The 16,193-nt window shown below is 61.7% G+C and carries 15 protein-coding genes; 6 read left to right on the forward strand and 9 right to left on the reverse strand.

The window, feature by feature from the left end:
* Positions 1–5: 5 nt before the first annotated feature.
* The 5 genes from M3I53_RS12670 to M3I53_RS12690 all read right to left on the reverse strand — a co-directional run bounded on the left by M3I53_RS12670 (position 6) and on the right by M3I53_RS12690 (position 5,828).
* Entirely contained in the window at positions 6–1,016 is a 1,011-nt protein-coding gene (locus M3I53_RS12670; RefSeq protein ID WP_254316262.1) for a zinc-binding alcohol dehydrogenase family protein, read from the reverse strand.
* A 139-nt stretch (positions 1,017–1,155) separates the two neighbouring features.
* The gene (locus tag M3I53_RS12675; protein WP_254316425.1) at positions 1,156–2,172 is read right to left on the reverse strand and encodes an aldo/keto reductase; all 1,017 of its coding nucleotides are present in this window, start codon (positions 2,170–2,172) and stop codon (positions 1,156–1,158) included.
* 107 nt (positions 2,173–2,279) lie between these two features.
* Complete coding sequence (locus tag M3I53_RS12680; protein WP_254316263.1) at positions 2,280–3,227, reverse strand: ABC transporter substrate-binding protein; 948 nt, start codon at positions 3,225–3,227, stop codon at positions 2,280–2,282.
* A 38-nt stretch (positions 3,228–3,265) separates the two neighbouring features.
* Entirely contained in the window at positions 3,266–4,297 is a 1,032-nt protein-coding gene (locus M3I53_RS12685; protein WP_254316264.1) for an ABC transporter permease, read from the reverse strand.
* Positions 4,290–5,828, reverse strand: coding sequence for a sugar ABC transporter ATP-binding protein (locus tag M3I53_RS12690; protein WP_254316265.1), 1,539 nt, complete (start codon positions 5,826–5,828; stop codon positions 4,290–4,292). The genes M3I53_RS12685 and M3I53_RS12690 overlap by 8 nt, the downstream gene beginning before the upstream one ends.
* A gap of 229 nt (positions 5,829–6,057) precedes the next feature.
* On the opposite strand from M3I53_RS12690, the gene M3I53_RS12695 reads away from it, so the two are divergent.
* On the forward strand, positions 6,058–6,759 hold the full coding sequence (locus M3I53_RS12695; RefSeq protein ID WP_254316426.1) for a FadR/GntR family transcriptional regulator: 702 nt from the start codon (positions 6,058–6,060) through the stop codon (positions 6,757–6,759).
* Between the two features lie 44 nt (positions 6,760–6,803).
* Here M3I53_RS12695 and M3I53_RS12700 read toward each other — a convergent pair whose 3' ends face one another.
* Entirely contained in the window at positions 6,804–7,223 is a 420-nt protein-coding gene (locus M3I53_RS12700) for a helix-turn-helix domain-containing protein (RefSeq protein WP_254316266.1), read from the reverse strand.
* A gap of 277 nt (positions 7,224–7,500) precedes the next feature.
* Between M3I53_RS12700 and M3I53_RS12705 the strand changes: the two genes are divergently transcribed.
* Both M3I53_RS12705 and M3I53_RS12710 read left to right on the forward strand, forming a co-directional pair.
* Positions 7,501–8,373 carry an NmrA family NAD(P)-binding protein gene (locus M3I53_RS12705; RefSeq protein ID WP_254316267.1) on the forward strand — a complete coding sequence of 291 codons (873 nt, stop codon included), beginning with the start codon at positions 7,501–7,503 and terminating at the stop codon, positions 8,371–8,373.
* Positions 8,374–8,451: 78 nt separating this feature from the next.
* The gene (locus M3I53_RS12710; protein WP_254316268.1) at positions 8,452–8,823 is read left to right on the forward strand and encodes a DoxX family protein; all 372 of its coding nucleotides are present in this window, start codon (positions 8,452–8,454) and stop codon (positions 8,821–8,823) included.
* Positions 8,824–8,870: 47 nt separating this feature from the next.
* Here M3I53_RS12710 and M3I53_RS12715 read toward each other — a convergent pair whose 3' ends face one another.
* From M3I53_RS12715 to M3I53_RS12725, 3 genes are read right to left on the reverse strand one after another with little or no spacing between them, the layout of a single operon-like run.
* A complete protein-coding gene (locus M3I53_RS12715) occupies positions 8,871–9,608 on the reverse strand; it encodes an ABC transporter ATP-binding protein (RefSeq protein ID WP_254316269.1) in 738 nt (245 codons plus the stop codon).
* A gap of 36 nt (positions 9,609–9,644) precedes the next feature.
* The gene (locus tag M3I53_RS12720) at positions 9,645–10,664 is read right to left on the reverse strand and encodes an ABC transporter substrate-binding protein (protein WP_254316270.1); all 1,020 of its coding nucleotides are present in this window, start codon (positions 10,662–10,664) and stop codon (positions 9,645–9,647) included.
* A 24-nt stretch (positions 10,665–10,688) separates the two neighbouring features.
* Positions 10,689–11,540 carry an ABC transporter permease gene (locus tag M3I53_RS12725; RefSeq protein WP_254316271.1) on the reverse strand — a complete coding sequence of 284 codons (852 nt, stop codon included), beginning with the start codon at positions 11,538–11,540 and terminating at the stop codon, positions 10,689–10,691.
* Positions 11,541–12,079: 539 nt separating this feature from the next.
* Here M3I53_RS12725 and M3I53_RS12730 point away from each other — a divergent pair.
* The 3 genes from M3I53_RS12730 (at position 12,080) to xsc (ending at position 16,165) form a co-directional block, all read left to right on the forward strand.
* Complete coding sequence (locus tag M3I53_RS12730) at positions 12,080–13,630, forward strand: PLP-dependent aminotransferase family protein (RefSeq protein ID WP_254316272.1); 1,551 nt, start codon at positions 12,080–12,082, stop codon at positions 13,628–13,630.
* 152 nt (positions 13,631–13,782) lie between these two features.
* Positions 13,783–14,187, forward strand: a complete 405-nt coding sequence (locus M3I53_RS12735) for a nuclear transport factor 2 family protein (protein WP_254316273.1) — start codon at positions 13,783–13,785, stop codon at positions 14,185–14,187.
* Between the two features lie 166 nt (positions 14,188–14,353).
* Positions 14,354–16,165 carry a sulfoacetaldehyde acetyltransferase gene (gene xsc, locus M3I53_RS12740; RefSeq protein WP_254316274.1) on the forward strand — a complete coding sequence of 604 codons (1,812 nt, stop codon included), beginning with the start codon at positions 14,354–14,356 and terminating at the stop codon, positions 16,163–16,165.
* The last annotated feature ends 28 nt before the right edge of the window (positions 16,166–16,193 follow it).

A 16,193-nucleotide genomic window follows, 5' to 3' on the forward strand; every position in this document is an offset into this window, starting at 1 on the left:
TTCCCTCAGCACTCGACCAACGCTTTCACCACAGTCTGCCCGGTCTCAAGCAAGCGCGGAAACGCCTCCGGAACATCGGCAAGCCGCATTCGGTGCGTGTTCAGGGCTTGATCCGGAATGCGCCCCGCACGCATTGCTTCCAGCACGGCCTCGAAGTCGGCGGCGGTTGCGTTCCGGCTGGCGAGCAAGGTGGTCTCGCGCTTGTGAAACTCCGGATCCGAGAACGTCACCTGCCCCGGCACAATCGAGATCAGCGTGTATTTGCCGCCGTGAGCCACAAATCCGAATCCGCGGTTCATTGCATCGATATTGCCCGTCGCGTCAAAGACGACATCGAAGAATTCATTGTCCGTTAGCGATGCGAGTTGTTCGGCGTCAGTGGGGCCGACACTGATGGCGGCGTCTACATTCAATTGAGATTTGCAAAATTCCAGACGATCAGAACGCGTGTCGAGGCAGGTCACATTGGCGCCGCGCAGTTTCGCAAAGATCATCGCTGCCATGCCAATCGGACCGGCCCCAACTACCAGCACGCGCTGATTGGCCGATACCTCCGCCCGTCGCACCGCGTGCGCGCCAATCGCCAGGAATTCGAGCATCGCGGCCTGATCGAGGGTGACGCCTTCGGCTTTATGAACGAACTGCGCGGGTACGCTTAGGTACTCGGTAAGTGCGCCATCTCGATGCACACCCAAGACCTTGATGTCGACGCAACAGTTGGTTTTACCTTGTCGACACGCAACACAATGCCCACACGACAGATACGGCATGACATAGACGCCGTCGCCGCAAGCAAATCCCGAGTCGGGCTCAGCCTCGACTACCACGCCGGAAAATTCATGTCCCATCACGCGCGGGTACTGCAGATAAGGCTGATTGCCCGTGAAGATGTGCAGGTCGGTACCGCAGATTCCAACGCGAGACACGCGCAGCAATACTTCGCCGGCTGCTCGAACGGGTGCGTCCGAATGCTGCGCGCGCAGCACTCCCGGTGATTCGCAAATCACGCTAAGCATAGGGATGTCCTCTTGATCAGATCATGCGCGGCGAACGAGTACGCCTACGCGCTAAAACCCACATGCGGCGCCGCCGAAAACCTCGGTGACCGCCTCGGCGCCCAAAAAACGCGCGCAATCGGAGCATCGATACGCAGCGTCATGCTTGCTCTTTTGGAACAGGTGCATCGGCGGCAATCAACCCGTCATCGATCAACGCCCGCCAGTACTGTGCGGGTATGGGTTGCTCGAGCCATGCAATGTTTTGCTGCAACTGCGCAACGCTGCGCGCGCCGATGACGCACGACACTACAGCCGGGTGAGCAAACGGGAACTGCAGAGCCGCCGCCGGCAGTGGGACGTTGAAGCGCCCGCACAGATCAGTTAGGCGTTGCACCCGTTCGACGACTTCGACAGGCGCATCGCCATAGTTGAACTTGCCGTTACCGGCGAGTACACCGGAATTGAAGACACCACCCACGACAACCGCCGTTTCCGTGCGCAGGCAGGCCTCGAGCAGCGGGTCGAGCGCGGTCTGTTCAAGCAGCGTGTATCGCCCGGCAAGAAGGACGACGTCGAGAGGAAGTTCATTCATGGCATCGACGACGACTTCCCACTCGTTCACACCGAGGCCGACTGCGCGCACCGCACCGCTCTCGCGCAACTGCGTCAGGGCGCGAAAACCACCACCGTCCGTGAGCTGAGCCCAGTAGTATGGGTGGCGATCGCCATGAGTCATCGCACCGATGTCATGCACATAAAGAATGTCGATGCGAGACGTTCCGAGCCGCTGCAGACTGTCCTCGTACGAACGCATGACTCCGCCGTAGGTGTAGTCGAAGAGCGGCCGAAAAGGTAACGGCTCGGCCCAGCCGTCGTCTCCGGGCCTCACACCCGCATCCGGGTGCATCAAACGGCCCACCTTCGAACTCAGCGAAAATGCTTCTCTCGCGCGGCTGGCGAGCGCTTGCCCCACGCGCCGCTCGGAAAGCGTGTAGCCGTAATACGGCGCCGTATCGAAATAGCGCAGTCCAGCGGACCACGCAGCATCGACAAGCGCCTCTGACTCGGCCCACGAGATCGGACGATACAGGCCACCGAGTTGGGAACACCCGAGACCTAGAGCGGTCAGTTCGAGTCCACTGCGCGGCAAGATACGTGTTTCGCGAGCGTTGATCATCGAGGGAAGCAATCGAGTAAGTGTGAATCGTCAGGAAAATCGCGACAGGTCCTGCGCCGATCACGCACCGGCGTCGACGCAGGCCATCGACAACATCGGCAACGTCAGTAGAGGACGTTCTTCGCCGTGGGCGAATCGAGGTTTTGCTTGTCGACCATCACGACGCCCGTATCGATATCCTTGGCGACGCTCTTGTGTTCGATGACGTTGACGACCGCCTGAATTCCCTTGTAGCCCATCTGATACGAGCCTTGTACGGCGATCCCCTGGATCGTCCCGTCGCGCACGAAGTTTTGCAGATCCTGGTTGCCGTCAAAGCCGATTGCCACCACTTTGCCCGCCTTTCCGGTCTGTTTTAGCGCGCGCCCCACCCCAACTGCAGTCGGCTCGTTTGCACCGAAAATCCCCTTCAGATCGGGATTCGCGGAGAGTACATCGGTGGTCTGGTTCAGTGCCGTCGCCATCTGGGACTGCGAGTAGTACGGACCGACGATCTGCAGTTTGGAATGCGCCGCGAGATATTTCTTGAAGCCGCCGACACGCCCGATTTCCGATCCAGCACCCGGCACGTAGGACATGAGTGCAATTTTCCCCGTCTGACCCACGCGGTCGATCAGCGCCTGCGCGCAAAGCTCACCGGCCTTCTCGTTGTCTGTCGACAAGAACGACTGGTAGTACTGCTTGCCGGCATCGGACAGCGCAGAGTCGATCACCACGACGGGAATGTGCGCCTCCCACGCTTTCTTGATAGCCGGCACAAGCGCATCGGGATCGGACGGTGCTAGCACAATACCCGTGACGTGACGGTTGACTGCGTTCTCGACCATGTTCACTTCATCCGCAATATCGGATTCCGCGGCCGGGCCCTGGAATGTCATCGTGTATCCCTTCGCGTCGCCGAGTGCGGCATTCGCGCCTTTCTGCACGTTTTGCCAGTAGTTCGAATTGACCGTCTTGACGATTACAGCGATCTCGCCACCTGCCGCATAGGCGCCCGTGCTGAACACTGCGCACAACAACGCCGATGCCGCAAAAATCGAAAGCCTTTGCATGTCTCGCTCCTCTTTTTTCGTGGTTGAACTACGTGTGATTAACGCTTCCTGCTTCGCAATTGATCAATCCAGACGGTGCCCAGAATCACGACGCCGATGATGATCTGCTGGATGAAACTCGACACCCCGTTCATATTCAGGCCGTTGCGCAGCACGCCAATGACGAACGCGCCGATGGCGGTGCCCGAAATCGTGCCCACGCCGCCCATCAGCGACGTTCCACCAATCACGGCACTGGCGATCGCGTCGAGTTCGTACATGACGCCTTCGTTGGGCTGACCGGTCACGAGGCGCGACATCAGCACACAACCTGTGACGCCAGCCAACGCGCCGGAAAGCACATAGGTGAACATCGTCACGCCTCGAACGTCGACACCGGAGAGACGAGCCGCTTCCCGGTTGGAGCCGACCGCGTAGATATGCCGACCGAGCGAAGTCTTCGACAGGAGGATCGCGCCTGCGATGAAGAACACGATCATGATGACGACCGGATAGGGAATGCCTGGAAACGTCGTATCCGGAAATCCATCCGCGCCGATACGGGAAACACGGAACAACGCCCCGTTGCCGAGTACACCAAACGCGTTGCCAAGGTCCGAAACCGGGCGGGCTCCGGTAATTTGCAGAGCGAGACCTCGAGCGACCAGCATCATGCCGAGCGTCGCGATGAATGGCGGCAACCCCATTCGCGTCACACAGATCCCGTTGACGAATCCGCAAAGCGCACCTACCAGCACACCGCAAAGCATGGCGAGGGGCACCGCCATACCGGCCTTCGCGAGCAACGCGGCCGAAACACCCGCGAGCGCAAGCACTGACCCAACTGACAGGTCGATACCGCCGGTGATGATGACGCAGGTTGCGGCGACGCCCAGGTAGGCGATCGACGTCACCTGCAGGCTAACGGTCATCAGGTTGCCGACAGAAAAAAATGCCGAACTGGTGACCGAGAATGCAATCACAAGTGCAACGAGGCTACCCAGAGCCGCGAATTTCTGAATGAGGTCGCGGCGCCGCTGCCGAGCCGAGCGATCCGCGGGCTGGCTACGATCCGATGTCATTTCAAGCATGTCGACGCCCCGAAGCAAAATGCATGATCTCCTCCTGACTGGTCTGTTTTGTTTCGAGCATGGCCGTTATCCGGCCCTCATGAAAGACGGCGATCCGATCGGTCATTCCAAGTAACTCGGGCAACTCCGAACTGATCAATACAACACCCACACCGTCGGCGGCGAGTCGATCCATCAGCCCGTAAATCGCGAATTTCGCGCCTACATCAATGCCGCGCGTGGGCTCATCGAAGAATAAAATCTTCGATCCCCGGTACAGCCATTTGCCGATCACGACCTTCTGCTGATTGCCGCCTGACAGGTTGCGAACGATCTGCGCAACCGACGGCGTGCGAATGGCCAGATCATGAACATAGCGACGCGCGATCGCGACTTCTTCATCGAAGCGCAAGAAACCTGTGCGCGACGAAATTCCGCCAACGTTCGAAAGCGTAATATTCGCGGCGACCGACATCCCGAGAGCGAGGCCCTCCTGTTTGCGGTCTTCCGAAAGGTAAGCAATGCCGTGACGAATCGCTTCGCGCGGCGAGCGAATCGTCACGCGATTGCCGTGCAACTGAAGCGTCCCTTCATCCAAGCTGTCCGCGCCAAAGATCGCCCTGGCGACTTCCGTGCGACCCGCTCCCATGAGACCTGCGAAACCGAGGATTTCGCCTCGACGCAACTCGAAGGACACAGGACCGAATACGCCGTTGCGGCGCAGACCCCGCGCGCTGAGCAGCACATCTTCCGTGGGCGCGGATTGCCGCGCAGGGTAGGCCTCATCGAGAGACCGCCCCACCATGCGCGCGACAATGTCATTCACAGTCAACGCTGCGAAATCGTCAGTCGAAATATGCCGGCCATCGCGCAGGATCGTCACGCGATTGACGATCTGTGCCATCTCGTCGAGGCGATGCGAGATGTAAAGGATCGCCACGCCAGCCGCCCGGAGCTCCTCAATGATTCGAAATAGCTGTGCGGTTTCCGATTCAGTCAAGGAGGACGTCGGTTCGTCCATGATCAACACCTGCGAATCGAACGAAAGCGCCTTTGCGATTTCCACCATCTGCTGCTGTGCGATCGACAGCGTGCCCACCAACGTCGTGGGAGGCACGTCCAGGCCGATTCGTTGCAGGCAGCGCAGTGCATCCGCATTGAGCTTGCGGGTATCGACGAACGGTCCACGCTTCGGCTCGCGTGCGAGATAGAGATTCTCCGCCACGCTCAAATGCGGGACGAGGTTCAGTTCCTGATGAATGATCGCGATGCCTGCGGCTTGCGCCTCGGACGTCGAACCGAACCGGACGGATGCGCCGCGAAAGCTCATGGTGCCTTCGTCAGGCTGGTACTGGCCGCTGATGATTTTCATCAGCGTCGATTTGCCAGCGCCGTTCTCGCCGCAGACCGCATGGACCTCTCCCTCCCGAAGGTCCAGACGAATGCCGTCGAGGGCCACTACGCCGGGAAATCGCTTCACGACGCCTTCGAGGCGCAGGATCTCCCGTCCTGCGTCTCGATCGGCAACAGCCAGGCTTGTGGGCACTGTCATTCTGTCTCCATGCAGGACCAACCGGGCCTTGCGGTCAGTCCAATTGCGTTGAATTAAAGCCAAATTCCGCGTTTTGGTCAAGCCAATAGTGGTTTATGCACACATATCTTACCAATAGTAATAACCCCTATAGGCGCGGCAATCCCTTGCGGATCAATGGTCGAGAGCCCTCGTGCTAGACTTTGACGCAGGCTGTGAGATCCTCCGCGGCGCCCCTTTCACCCACACGATGAAATCGACAGAACCAAAGCGGCTTTACCAATCCGTCGCCACTCAAATCCTCGCGTTGATCCGTCAGGGTGAATTTCCGCCAGGAGAGCGTTTGCCGCCCGAACGTGAACTAGCGCTGAAGCTGGGCGTGTCGAGACCGTCGCTACGCGAGGCATTGATCGCCCTCGAGATCGGTGGCCAGGTCGAAATTCGAATGGGATCGGGCGTCTATGTCTGCGAGGCGAGTGAGGACGCCGCAGGCACAGTGGGAGCGCTGGGCGACAGCCCATCAGAGTTGATGCAGGCACGAGCGACCATCGAAGGCAGTGTGGTCGTGCTTGCCACGGCGCACATGACCGCAGCCATGCTGGATCGGCTACGTCGCACAGTCGAGCGGATGCGTCGACTCGCGGCAGCGGGCAAATCGCCAGTGGAGGCGGACCGGCAATTCCACATGTTGATCGCAGAGGCCGCGGGCAATTCGGTGCTCAGCCGCTATATGGGAGAGTTATTCGACAGCCGCCACGATCCGATCGCTGCCGCCATGCGAGGTCATGCGGAAAGCCCCCAAACCTGGACGGCAGCCGTGCAGGAACATGAGGCTGTGCTCAGGGCGTTACAGGCCGGCGACCCCATCGCAGCCCAAACAGCGATGCGCGCACACCTCATGGCTTCCGAAGAGCGGTGGATTAGCGGGGCGTTGAAACAGGGTATGGACTAGTTGTTCGCTCTTCGTACCCGAACAGTCCCCCATGGGTTGAGCATCTAGCGCGGGGCATCGCCGGAGGCGCCGTCAAAGCGCGCGCGCGCGGCGTGGATGTCGGGATAACGACGATCGGCCCAATCGATGAGGGCCGCCATCGGCTCCAACAGCGATTGGCCTAGTGGGGCCAGACGATATTCGACGCTTGGCGGGCTGGTGGGAAAAACATGGCGGGTGATGAGTCCGTCGCGCTCCAGATCGCGCAATGTCTGGGTAAGCATGCGCTTGGAAATGTCTGGAATCGCCCGGTGAAGCTCACTGAACCGCTGCGATCGCGTCGCGAGCTCCATGATCATAAGCATGCTCCATTTGTCGCCGATGCGGTCGAGCACGTCACGAATCGCGCAGTGTGCGGGTTGGGCGTCGCCCAATTCATGTTGATATCTGCGGAATCTCTCGATCGCATTCTGGGCCGTGCTCATTCGGGTTCCCCTTAACTCTTCTGGTAACAAAAAACTGCCTCCTTCCGGCGCGAGGCATCGGTCTCTATGATAGACCTGCCCTCGAACAAAGACTGCACCTCAGGTAGCCCGGTATCGAACCCTGTTCCCGCTCGCCTTCCGCGGCAGATACCGGCGGACATCTGGCAGGCGCGAGGCCGAGCCGCAGGTGGAAGCGGAAGACTCCGCTAATACCGCGTCCAGCCGTAGCCGCAGAAGTGCTGGCGTTTAAGGGAAATTTTAATTTCAGGAGAACTACATGCTTTTGGTAATGGGAATTACGGGACGCGTAGGCGGCGCAACGGCCCAACATTTGTTGGCGCAAGGCCGGAAAGTACGGGCGCTGGTCCGCAATCGCGAGAATGCGACGAGTTGGGCGGATCGAGGCGTAGAACTGGTCGACGGCGACTGGAATGATGCGGCCACGGTAGCGAAAGCGCTCGATGGAGTCGACGGTGCATTTGTCATGCTGCCGACTGTCTGGGCCCCCTCGCCTGATTTCAGGGAAGCAAAGAGCGTGATCGCGAACTATGTCGAGGCGATGACCAGGGCGACACCGCCGCGGGTGGTCGTGCTCTCGTCGATGGGTGCGAACAGAATCAGCGGGCTGGGAATGATTACGGCCCTGTCGCTGCTGGAGCAAGGACTGCGCAACCTGACGTTGCCGATCGCCTATGTGCGAGCCGGCGGTTTTTTCGAAAACTTCCTTTACGGCCTGCACGTCGCCCAGGGCGGCACGCTACCCGTCTACTACAACCCGACTAGCCGGAAGTCGACCATGGTCGCGACCGACGATATCGGCGCCGAGGTGGCGGCGCTGCTGACCGGGCCGTCGTGGTCCGGGCAGCGCGTCGTCGAACTTGGCTCGATGGTCAGCGCGGATGAAGTCGCGACCCAGTTGGGCGAAGTCTTGCAGCGCGACGTCAAGGCTGTTCCCATTCCGCGGGCCGGGTGGCCAGCAGCGTTCGAACAGTTCGGTATCCCGAACGGACAGACCGGACCCGCCGAAGCGATGTTCGATGCCGTCAACGCGGGCTGGATGGATCTCGGCGTCGCGGGTACGGAGCACATCGCAGGCACGACGTCTCCTCGCGATGTCTTTGCGGCGGCCCACAAGTCCACTATGTCATGAACAACGGAGTCCGGCCGCCTCGTCGCACAGGCGGCACTTTAGTCCTCCGCTGCGCCCTCATCAGAGAAGGTAGAACGAATGTCCAAGATTTCCTGGCGCCAGGTATTACCTTTGGTTCTTGCCGCTTTTTTCGTCGTCGGATCGCTCAGCAACATCGTCGCCCCGCGATCCATCTTTGAGGAATACCTGAAGTGGGGCTATCCGCACTGGTTCCATTTCGTGACCGGTACGCTGGAACTCACGACTGCCATTCTGCTCGCGCGAGCAGGGACGCGGCTGTTGGGCTCGGCGCTCGGCTGCACCGTGATGTTGGCTGCGCTGGCAACTGTCGCAGTGCACGGCGAATACGGACACGGGGTAGCGCCACTTGTCGCGGCGACGCTTTCGATTGTTGTCGGCCGCATTGCCTGGCGCGAGCGGCTCGCTACCGGTTCTTTGGCTCGGGCGTAAACGCCTTCGGCTATGGCGTCGACGGCCGCTCGCCGTCGAGCCCGCGATCAGTGCGCGAGAATTCCCATCGCGCGCTTCTTTAGATCCAGGAAGTGCGATTCGAAAGCGACCTGGGGCGTACGCGGCCGGTCCAGTTCGATGGGTACGTCGAGTGCCACCCGCCCCGGCCGCGCCGAAAGCACGACGAGGCGCGTACCGAGAAAGATCGCTTCGTCGATGTCATGGGTGATGAAGACCACCGTGCAGTGCAGCTGCTCCCACAGCGCGGTCAAAAACGTCTGCATGGAACTGCGCGTCTGCGCGTCCAGTGCGCCGAAGGGCTCGTCCATCAGGAGCACCTTCGGCTTCATCACGAGCGCCCGCGCGATCGCCACGCGCTGCTGCATGCCGCCCGACAGCTCATAGGGCTTGTGCCGCGCGAAGGACTCCAGACCGATGATGCGCAGAATATCCGCCGACTCCTTGTGCCGTTGCGCCTTGGGCACTCCATGCAGAGACGGCCCGAACTCGATGTTTTCTTCCACGCTGAGCCACGGAAACAAGCCGGCCTGCTGGAACACGACGACACGATCGGCCCCGGGCTGATCCTTGATCTCGCCATCGATATAGATGTTGCCCCTGGTGGGCGAAGTCAGACCAGCGAGCAGATGCAGCAAGGTCGTCTTTCCACAGCCCGAAGCGCCGAGCACGGTGATGAATTCGCCGCCCCGGAACTGCAGATTGATGTTTTCCAGTGCCGATGTGGCGCCGAACGTCTTGTACAGTGAATCGATGACGATGTTCAAGTTCGTCTCCTGCTCGACAGTCAGACAGTCAATGGATCAATGCGCCAGATGTTTCGAGTACTGCGGCGCGACGTTGTTGTCGAAACTCGCCGGCACACTCGGAATGCGGCCAATCGAGTTGAGCACCTTGGCCGTATTCACCAGAGTCAGGTATGTGGCGGAGGTTTTAACGCCTGCGTCGAGCCCCATGACTTTCGGCGTGGTCTGGTCGGCGCCGGAAAACAGCTCATAACCGGCGAGTTCGCTCGTCGCCACCGGCACCGTCACGCCCGTTGCCTTCGCCATCTCGGCGAGCGCCTTGTCGCGATCCTTCATCGTCACCTGGTAACCCTGGTCGAGCGCCGCGACGAATCCACGGACCAGGTCCGGATGCGCCTTCGCCCACTCGGCGTTGGCGATACAGACGTTGTAGCTCGAGGCTTCGCGCGGCAGATCGCCGTCCGTCTTGATCGCCTTGCCGCCAGACGTACGCAGGGCGCTGAATACCGGATCCCAGACGATCGCCGCGTCGATCGCACCGGTCACCCACGAGGTGCGCATCTGCGGTGGCGCCATGTTGATCTGCGTGACGGACGCATACGGCACATGCGCAGCAGCCAGGAAGGTCGCCAGCTCGAACGATGCCTGCGAGCCGGCGACGATCGCGATCTTCTTGCCTTGCAGCCCCGCGACGTCGCGGATGCCGCTATCCGGCTTGACCACGATGCCGGCCGCATTCGTATAGCGCTCCTGGTTGTACACGATGGTCATCGGCAAGCCCTGTGCGATAGCGGTGACGAGCGGCGGCACCCCCAGCCCGCACATGAACGTGAGACTGTTCGATGCCAATGCACTCATCGCCGCCGGACCCGAACTGAAGAGCTTGTACTGGACATCGGCGTTCATCTGTTTTTCGAACAGATGCTCGGCCATCGACACCATGTACGGGTCGGCGCCGTTGTCCTCGTAGCCGATGATCACCTCGGGCTTGCTCTGCGAATGCACCACGCCCGGAACCAGACAACTGCTCGCCAGCACAGCCGCGCTCATGCCATAGACCCATTGCATCATTTTCATTTTTTGTCTCCTCCAGTCACCCGATCAGTTATGTCCGCGCCACGGTACGACGATATTTTCGATCTTGCGAATCGCCAGCTCCATTCCATACCCGATCAACCCGATGATCACGATGCCGACGATCACGATGGCAACCTGCAAGGCCTGTCCGGCGAACTGCACGAGCCAGCCGAGGCCGCTGCTCGCCGCGATCAGTTCCGCAGCGACCAGACACGTCCACGCCACGCCGATACCCACACGCATTGCGGTGACGATCTCCGGCATGGCCGAGGGCAACACGACCTTGCGGAAGATTTGCGCGTTGGTCGCGCCGAGCGTGCGGGCAACCTCGATACGCAGCGGCGGCGTGCTTTTCACGCCCGACATCGTGCCGATGATGATCACAGGAATGGTGCCGACCAGAATCAGAATGGCTTTGGGCAATTCGCCGATGCCGAACCACACCACCAGCAGCGGAATATAGGCAAGCGGCGGAACCGGCCGGACGAACTGCAGCAGCGGATCGATGATGTCGAACACGATCTTGTTGCGTGACATCAGCAGCCCGATGGGTACGCCGATCGCAATCGCGCCGACAAAGCCAATAACGATGCGAAAGCAACTAATCAGGATGTCGCTGACGAGCGACTGGCCGCCGTATCCGTTGCGAACGATTTCGACGAACGCCTGCCATACCGCCACGGGCGACGGCAACGCGAACGCCGGGAAGATGCCCGCCATCGATACTGCCTGCCAGAGCAAGACGCATATCACGAGCACAGCAGTGGTCAACGACCACGAACTCAATCTCCCGTGGCCGCGGCGGATCTTGATGACCGGCTCGATTGGCGAATCCGCGTGATGCTTCATCGTCTTTAGTCTGGGTAGGGCTCTCACCGCCGTCTCCTCAAGTTGAAAAACTATGCGCACGCCAACGCGAAGCTCCGCGTCCGGTTCGGGTTCCGTCTCAAGTCAAGTATAGTCAGCGGCTACCAGGGCGAATTTCGCCTCTTCTATTTCGCTCTCGCGAACTCGCCCGTTGAGTCAAGCATTCTCAATCAATAAAGCGGCGGGTAGTACCAGGCGGGAAGTTCCGATGGGGCCAGTCGCGGACGACCGTTGTCTGCCGCTTTCCCGAAACGCCGCAAGCACCGTACGGCCGATTTCTTCCGATTATTCGAACTCCCAGCGCGCCCCCGCAAGGTCCGCCAGGCGGGCGCGCTGCAGCGCAGCAAGGGCCTGGCGAGCGCGCGCACGTCGAGTCCCTTTCCGAACGCGCCGTGCTGACCGTGTCGTCGCAAACAGTCGCTCCGAAATTTACCTAATCGACCTGGACGGCCAGTGTTGAATATCGTGTGTCGATTGACTGGCCGATTTTGCTGCAATACGGTTGCTCAAACGTCCTCTCGCCGCCGCCATCAATCACAGGAGCCAGCATGCCGACCCGTACCCCGTCCGCCCTTTGGGCACAGCAATTCCGACGGTCACCGGAGTCGAAGACAAGTCTGCAGCACCAGATCCGCGAGATGCTGGTGGCCTCCATTCTCGACGGGCAACTGCCGCCGGACTCCGCCTTGCCTTCGAGCCGCGAGCTGGCCGAGCAGCTCGGCGTAGCGCGCAATACTGTGGTGCTCGCCTACCAGATGCTTGTGGAGGAAGGCTATCTCGTGTCGCGCGAACGCAGCGGCCACTTCGTCAATACCGACATGCTGGAGGGCCTGCACGGCGTAACGGTGCAAAAGCGCGTGCAACAACGGGTCCAGCAGCCCGACGTCGTCAAGCCCCATGGCGCTCAGTCGCCCGCCCCGCCCGCATGGAATTCGCGCATCGTGCGGCCGCCCTCCGCCCAGCGCAACATCGTCAAACCCGCCAATTGGCAGAACTACGCATATCCCTTTATCTACGGGCAGTTCGATCAATCGCTCTTTCCGACCAACGACTGGCGCGAGTGCTGCCTGAAAGCGCTCTCGATCATGGAGATCCGCAACTGGGCGCCCGACCTGATCGAACGCGATGACGAGTCGCTGATCCAGCAGATCCGCACGCGTGTGCTGCCACGGCGCGGCGTGTTCGCCATGCCCGAGGAGATCATCATCACGAACGGCTGCCAGCAGGCGCTCTATCTCGTCGCCGACCTGCTCTGCGGCAAGAACACGACGGTCGGCTTCGAGAATCCGGGATATCCCGATGCACGCAATATTTTTGTGAATCGCAATGCGCAACTGCTCGAATTGCCGATCGACGGCGAAGGGATGGACCCGGTGCGCCTGCGCGACTCGCTCGCCCGCTGCGATTACGTGTTCGTCACGCCGAGCCACCAATGCCCGACCACGGCCACCATGCCCATCGCGCGCCGCCAGGCGCTGCTCGAACTGGCCCAGCAGCACGACTTCGTCATCATCGAAGACGACTACGAGAGCGAAAACACGTTTTCCGGCACGCCACATCCCGCCTTGAAGAGTCTCGACACGGCCGATCGCGTGATCTACGTCGGCAGCCTTTCGAAGACGTTCGCCCCCGGTCTGCGTCTCGGTTACGTGGTCGGCCCGCAGGAACTCGTGCGCGAGTTGCGCTCGCTGCGCCGGCTGATGGTCCGCCACCCGGTGGCCTATATCCAGCGCGCGTTCGCGACGTTCCTCGCGCTCGGACACCACGACGCGCTCCTGCGCCGGCTCGCGCATGCCTACAAGGAGCGCGCCCGCGCGTTGATGGCGGCGCTCGATACCCATCTGCCCGAAGTGCGTTACGTGCCGATCGGCGGCGGCGCGTCGTGCTGGGTCCAGGGGCCGGCGTGGCTGGACTCCGCGCGCCTTGCCGACGATGCGCGCGAGGCAGGCATTCTGATCGAGCCCGGCGGCGTCTTCTTCGCCGACGAGGCCGAACACAGCCCGTGGTTTCGCATGGGATTCTCCGCCATCAAGCTCGAGAAAATCGAACCCGGCGTGCGCGCGCTCGCCGAGGTCGTGCGCAAGCAGCGGCCCGCCTGAGTCTTCGCGCAACCTGCGCGGGCGCTGGCCCAGGCGAAAGCTCCACACTGGTGCTACCGCCCTCGCCTCGCAAACCCTAACGTGTCGCTATACCGTGCCGCGCGCGAGTCCTCGCGCACCGGCCGGCACCAGCTTTTCCACTGGAGACACGTATGGCAGACACGCTCAGCGCCCAACCCGCCGTCACGGCCGACACGCTCGCCGCCTTTTCCGACGCCTTCAACCGTCATGACGCCGACGCGCTGATGGGGTTCATGACCGAAGACTGCGTGTTCGACGCGGCCGGCGGTCCCGAAGTGCATGGCACGCGCTTCGTCGGGCGTGAGGCGGTGCGCGCCGCTTTCGAAGCGGTCTTTCGCACGTTCCCCGACGCGCATTGGGGCAACGGCCGCCACTACGTCGCGGGCGATCGCGGCGTGTCCGAATGGGTGTTCAGCGGCACGCATGCCGAAGGCTGGCGCATTGAGGCCGAAGGCTGCGATCTATTCGAATTCCGCGACGGCCTGATTGCCGTGAAGCGCGCGTTCCGCAAGGAGCGCCCGAAGCAGCCCGCCTGACCCGCGTGCAGCGGCGCACCAGCGCATCGGTTGCCTGGTGTTTTGAAACGAAACGTTCCATTCCATTTCAGATTCACCCCTCAAGGACGGAATCCCTTGACCCTCATCGGGCGCCGAATAGCATTCAAACAACGGCATTCCGTCCAACGATAACCGGAGACAGTTGATGAGCGAAAAGACCCCGACCCAGACGGCCAGCGGCCCGCAGGAAATGACCCCGTCCGAAGCCTTTGTCGAAACCCTCGCGGCCAACGGCGTGACCGACATGTTCGGCATCATGGGCTCCGCGTTCATGGATGCGATGGACATCTTCGCGCCCGCCGGCATTCGCCTCATTCCCGTCGTTCACGAGCAGGGCGCGGCGCACATGGCCGACGGCTACTCGCGCGTATCGGGCCGCCACGGCGTCGTGATCGGCCAGAACGGTCCCGGCATCAGCAACTGCGTGACAGCCATCGCGGCGGCTTACTGGGCCCACAGCCCGGTCGTGATCGTGACGCCGGAGGCAGGCACGATGGGCATCGGTCTCGGCGGCTTCCAGGAAGCGAATCAGTTGCCGATGTTCCAGGAGTTCACGAAGTACCAGGGCCACGTGACGAACCCCGCGCGCATGGCCGAGTACACCGCGCGCTGCTTCGACCGCGCCATGTCCGAAATGGGCCCGACCCAGCTGAACATCCCGCGCGATTACTTCTACGGCAAGATCAAGGCCGAGATTCCGCAGCCGCGCCGGCTCGACCGCGGCCCCGGCGGCGACGAAAGCCTGAACGAAGCGGCGGATCTGATCGCGGCCGCGAAGTTCCCCGTCATCATCTCCGGCGGCGGCGTCGTGATGGGCGATGCGATCGAGGAGTGCAAGGCGCTCGCCGAACGTCTCGGCGCGCCCGTTGTGAACAGCTACCTCCACAACGACTCGTTCCCGGCGAATCATCCGCTCTGGTGCGGCCCGCTTGGCTACCAGGGATCGAAGGCCGCGATGAAGCTGATCTCGCGCGCGGACGTCGTGATTGCGCTGGGCTCGCGCCTCGGACCGTTCGGCACGCTGCCGCAACATGGTATGGACTACTGGCCAAAAGACGCGAAGATCATCCAGATCGACGCCGATCACAAGATGCTCGGCCTCGTGAAGAAGATTTCGGTGGGCATTTGCGGCGACGCGAAGGCTTCGGCGCAGGCGCTGACCGAGCGCCTTGCGAACCGGACCCTCGCGAGCGACGCTTCGCGCGGAGAGCGCGCCGACCAGATCGCCACCGAAAAGGCCGCGTGGGAAAAGGAACTCGACTCGTGGACGCACGAGCGCGACGCCTACAGCCTCGACATGATCGAAGAGCAGAAGCACGAGCGCACGCCCACCGGCGGCGAGTATCTGCATCCGCGCCAGGTGCTGCGCGAGCTCGAGAAGGCGATGCCCGAGGACGTCATGGTGTCGACCGACATCGGCAACATCAACTCCGTCGCGAACAGCTATCTGCGCTTCAACAAGCCGCGCAGCCTGTTCGCCGCGATGAGCTGGGGCAACTGCGGCTATGCGTTCCCGACCATCATCGGCGCGAAGGTGGCCGCGCCCCACCGCCCCGCGATCTCGTATGCGGGCGACGGCGCCTGGGGCATGAGCCTCATGGAAACGCTCACCTGCGTGCGCCACAACATTCCGGTGACGGCCGTTGTGTTCCACAACCGCCAATGGGGCGCCGAGAAGAAGAACCAGGTGGACTTCTACGATCGCCGCTTCGTGGCGGGCGAACTGGACAGCCCGAGCTTCGCCGGCATCGCGAAGGCGATGGGCGCGGAAGGCATCGTGGTGGACAAGCTCGAGGACGTGGGCCCGGCGCTCAAGCGCGCGATCGATCTGCAGATGAACCAGGGCAAGACGACCATCGTCGAGATCATGTGCACGCGCGAACTCGGCGATCCGTTCCGCCGCGACGCGCTTTCTAAGCCCGTGCGCCTGCTCGACAAGTACAAGGACTTCGTCTGAAGGGCCAGACGCAGCCCGCGCGCGCCGT

Source organism: Paraburkholderia sp. CNPSo 3272 (genome assembly GCF_024206495.1).
Classification (GTDB): Bacteria; Pseudomonadota; Gammaproteobacteria; order Burkholderiales; family Burkholderiaceae; genus Paraburkholderia.